Annotated in this window: 4 protein-coding genes; all 4 read right to left on the bottom strand. The window is 53.7% G+C overall.

The window, feature by feature from the left end:
- Positions 1-78: 78 nt before the first annotated feature.
- Positions 79-438 carry a hypothetical protein gene (locus tag DIC66_RS22565; RefSeq protein ID WP_233506083.1) on the bottom strand — a complete coding sequence of 120 codons (360 nt, stop codon included), beginning with the start codon at positions 436-438 and terminating at the stop codon, positions 79-81.
- 215 nt (positions 439-653) lie between these two features.
- The gene (locus tag DIC66_RS22560) at positions 654-1,916 is read right to left on the bottom strand and encodes an MATE family efflux transporter (protein WP_117180435.1); all 1,263 of its coding nucleotides are present in this window, start codon (positions 1,914-1,916) and stop codon (positions 654-656) included.
- A gap of 69 nt (positions 1,917-1,985) precedes the next feature.
- Positions 1,986-3,167 carry a glycosyltransferase gene (locus tag DIC66_RS22555; protein WP_117180434.1) on the bottom strand — a complete coding sequence of 394 codons (1,182 nt, stop codon included), beginning with the start codon at positions 3,165-3,167 and terminating at the stop codon, positions 1,986-1,988.
- A complete protein-coding gene (locus DIC66_RS22550; RefSeq protein WP_147321398.1) occupies positions 3,164-4,609 on the bottom strand; it encodes an O-antigen ligase family protein in 1,446 nt (481 codons plus the stop codon). The genes DIC66_RS22555 and DIC66_RS22550 overlap by 4 nt, the downstream gene beginning before the upstream one ends.
- Positions 4,610-4,685: the final 76 nt, after the last annotated feature.

The following is a 4,685-nucleotide window of genomic DNA, read 5'->3' as shown; positions in this document are numbered from 1 at the left end:
ACACGTCTACCAACACAGCGGGCCAGCCAGATCGGGGAATTACTGCCGCACCGCTGGCAAGACATTGCTGTCTAACTGTCAGGCATGACCGAGGTCAGCGGTCAATATGGGATGGCCGGACGCATACTGCCGCTCGACCCAGCCTGGAAAATATTTGGCCATGTACCCAAGCGACACCGGTTGCTTGTTCTGCACCAGATACGCCATTCGGCGTGACATCAAATCGTCAAAATCGCAAACCAAACGTAAGCCTGGATACTGTCGAGACAGGCCTGGCAGGTATGCACCGGTACGAACCCCATCAAAGTAAACGGTATCAGGCGCGAAGCGCTCCACAGCCACCTCGATATCCCGACGGTGGCGACGCTGCCAGAATAAGAGCGACTGCAGAGGCATCTGATGGCCAGAAACTATTCCGCTCAGCCAGCCCAGCAGCATGCATAGTGTGCCGCCTAGGCTGCGAGCTTGTAGAATGGAAGGCAGGACTAGCACCTCGACTATCCCGCCAGCGGCTAGAGCATCCTGTATTTGAAACATAGTCTTCTCGCGTCCGGACTCCGCAGCAACACCGAGCGGCCGGCTGCATACCATCAAGACACGCGGGAGTCGGGTAGACGCGGATGAACTCATATCAGGATATGCGCCATTTCTTGTTAGCGCGTGACGAGACTACTTCGCTCAGTCTCAGTTGAACGCATAGCAAAGTGGGCCAATAGCATCATGACAGTTGCGGAAACCACCGCACCCAGTGCGAACGCCAATGCTATGCCTGGGGTGCCCATGGTCGGGGAGAGCAGCCAAGCAAGTAGTGTTGCCAGCGCTCCACCCGGTATGACAGCAGCAGCAGTTAGCAGTGGGCGGCCCCCACCGTTAAGCACAAGAGAATGTAAGTTGTATAGACCGCAGCCTGCACCCCATGCACAGAATGCTGTGGTTACACGAATGTCCACGTTGCGGTCGAGCCATACACCGATCGCCCATGGAAGCATTAGCGCCATGCATGTGAAGGCTAATAGGAGTAAGCCGCTTTCGAGATGCAACCGGCGCCTGAGGGCCACCAACCTTGGTTGGCAATCCACACTGCCACGCAGTTGTGTGAACTCAGTCCACAGCGGCATCGCGTGAGCTAGGTGCAACAACAGAGTAGCTTGACACAAGATCATGCTAGCGCGGGCGATGGTTACATCCTCTAGCTGAACTAAGCTGCCAACAAGAAAGCTGGGTAATGCAGTGAGGCCTAAAGCAGCCAGTTGAAGAAAGCCAAAGGAAGCTCCACCGCGAATCCACGCTCTGGCATGCTGCGGCCACTTAAGCTGCATGGACCAACCGCGGCGTCGTAACCAGTGGGCCGTACTACAAAGACCAGTCAATGTGCCCCCCAAAAGATAGGCAGCGGTTGAAAGCACGGGTCCCCCGTGGAAGTAGGCTGCTGTGGCGACTAGTAAGAAAGAGGTAGAAAAATTGAAGAGTTCCCAGTAGATCGGGAAATTAGGTTCGTTGTAGCTGTAGCAGGCGTTGGCTGCAAGGTTGAACGGCAGACGCAACAAGATCAAACTGACACCCGTCAGCAGTGACGCAACCATCGTCTGGCGAAGCGGGTTCCAAAATTCAGAGCAAGGCCAACATAAGCCCAACGCGATACCACCGCCGACCAGGATCGCCAAGCAATAAACCGAGGCCACCAACAAGCATAGGCTAAATACCTGCTGGAACAACATTTGTCCTTCTTCCGGCTTGTCCGCGAGACGGTTGCGTAAGGTACAGGATAAGCCAAGGTCAAGACTCAGTGTGATCGTGGTCAATGCTGTGGCCAGTGCCCAGATTCCCATATGCACCGTCGAGAGCGTCCGAGCAGCCAGCGCAAAGGTCGCCGCGTTGAGCATCATGCCAAGCGCCCGCAAGGCAATCCTGATCATGCTGCCGTATAGTTGAAATCTCACGAGGCATGTCCTACATTGTTTAGCGATAGATATGCATGGCGAGCATCAGGCATCAAAAAAGCCCTCCTCACGCATACGTTGTATGAACCGAAGCCGAAAGCCATCCGTCGTGTGGACCGCAACATTTTCTGGCAGGCCTTCGAACAAGCGCTGGGAACAGCCTCCATCTCGAATGACACGGTCCATCTTCTCTACCGCATCATCAATGTCGTCGTACTTAAGGTCAGCATCACGCACAGCCTCAACCTGACCCCCACTGTTATGCACGAAGGTCACGCAGCCTAGGCGCTGTAATTCCAGCGGGGCCAGTCCATAATGTTCGTTCTGTGCGACATGCAAACCCCAACGTTGCCGGGCGATGATCTTTTCCATCTCCAGTCTCGGGAGGTCCCGCCGCCACTCGATATATGGCCGACTAGCCTGCATGACCTCAATGGCCTGGACGTAGGCGCCCCCCCCCCCGCCGATGATCAACAAGCCGAGATCATGATGACCGAGGGCACGCAAGCGGTCGACAATTTCTATGCCCAAGTGCACGCGCTTGAAGGGGACTACCCGTCCAATGATCACCACTGTATTGGAACGTTGTTCGTGTGCAAGGTAGTCGGGGTGACCGGCCGCAATAGCTGTAGCAACCCCATGGTAGATCGATTCGATGCGGGCCTTCGGGTAGTGCCGTGCGAACTGAGCAGCTGTCCATTGCGAATTGGTAATCATTAGGTGCTTGGATACCGTTTCACGGGACCACCCAGCAATCAGTCTGGAAACGATCACATAAGCGCTCCGAACAGCCAACTGCAAAATAGTCGGAGCGCGCACTCCCAAGTAACAAAGGCTCTCTCGGTCGAAAAAAAACAGCGGTATGTGCACTGTCTGTAAGAGCTTTTTGACCAAAAGCGGAGTTTCTCCATAAGTTCCCACAATAAAGTCGAAGTCATTGGCGATCTGACGTGCCTGCCTGAGCACGAATGCATAGCGCAGTAGTAGAGCGCCCGCCAGAAGGCCGGGGAAACGTCGGAACATGCTGATCTGAACGAATCGTACCTTCGAGGGATCAAGCTCGATACCCATTCGCTCGCGGATACGCACTACATCCAGCGTCCCGCCCGAATGAAGAACTGTCACATCGAATTCGAAGTCCTGCAGAGTTCTAACTAATTTGATGGCGAAGTTCTCGGCACCGCCGAACCCATAGATGTCACAGTGGATGACCAAGATACGCTTCATTCCGATTCAAACTGGTTGGTAAGAGGATGAGGGGCTGGAGCCCGAAGGGACTCTGCTCGGGTGTGCGTACGACAGTTAGTTCTTGTACGCGGAAGATATAGTCTGGCCGCCATTGCGGCGATTAATATCCAATGAACCCATACATAGCTGTTAATACTGAAAGACAATGGCAACATAGCAAGAAGTGACAAAAGCACGCCAAGGCTCACCAACTTGAGGGGACTTGCCTGCTGGCAAGACATAAAACGCCGCCAACAGCCACCTACGAGTCCAGTCCAAATGCTGAGCAGCAAGAAGAATCCGGGTAGACCGAGCTCAGCAAGCACACGAATAGGCAATGCCTTTGCATCTGGCAACCGACTGACAATGTCGCCTCCATCAGTGCCAGTGGCAATCCGAAGATATTCAGTGTCACCACTCAACAGCGCTCGGATTTCCGGACTGATCAAGCCCCACTCAGGGACACTTTGTTCGAACATATATGGAAATGCACCCGTACCAACACCCATTGGATAACTTGTTGCCATACTCAATCCCGAGGTAATCGTGGCCATTCGCGTGACGTTGGACCAAACTCCCTCATCAATAGAGGAGTCCACGCCTCCGAAGCTATCAATGAACGACTGCAGACGATCTCCGCCTGTGGCCGCAATGATTGAACCGATGAACACGAGCACTAGCGGCAAGAAAAGCAACTTCAAATTACCCCACCCACCACGGGACTTAAATATCGCCAACCATGCGCTTCCCCCCATAAAAGCCATAGCGATCAGTCCGATGCGTGATTGGGAAAGCAGTAGTGCGAGCAAGGTTGAGAACAGCAAAAGAACCTCGATCCGCAATCCAAGTAATCGTGAACGAAATAGGGATCCACCTAGCAGCACAGACGCCAATGCAAATGGAATCCACAAAGTCAACAGCTGGTCCGCAAGCATTGACGCCTCCGGCGCAGTGCCAAATATCTTCCCGTAACTTTTGCCTTGAATCGGACTGCGAAGCATCGCCAATAGATCATCCGCTGCATGGGCCAACGAGGAGTCTGTAAGCACGACCCCAGCCTGCACCACTAAAAAGGGCAGTACCGGTGAGAAACTGCACAGTATCCAGCGCACGGCAGTGACAGTGATTGAGACCTTCCAGATTGCCATTCGAAACCAAAACCAGACCGCCATGCCCGCACCCAAGCTGCACAAATCTCGCAAAATTCGCCCCTCTAAGCTTTGACCTTTAATTTCGTGAGGCATAGAAAGGAGCCAGGGAAATGACATATCGCCTATGAGCGCCCAGATCAGGATGGCTAACCAGCGCCGATCAAAACGGTCCAATGGCGCGAACTGCGGTCCAGCCTGGATAAAGACGACCAAGAGCGCCAGCGCTACCACCGGTAACAGTGTTGATTCCAGCGTCAATCTGAGCCAGTTTGCAGTCGAATTTTGAGCCACACGGTTTAAAGGTATTTTTGGCTACTCGATTGTGGATAAGTCTACATCTGGAGCTTCCCCTTTCTGTATTTTTGCC

Origin of the sequence: Rhodoferax lacus, assembly GCF_003415675.1 — a bacterium.
Taxonomy (GTDB): domain Bacteria; phylum Pseudomonadota; class Gammaproteobacteria; order Burkholderiales; family Burkholderiaceae_C; genus Allorhodoferax; species Allorhodoferax lacus.
The sequence above is the reverse complement of the archived record's forward strand: the minus strand, read 5'-3'. Positions and strand labels throughout refer to the sequence as shown.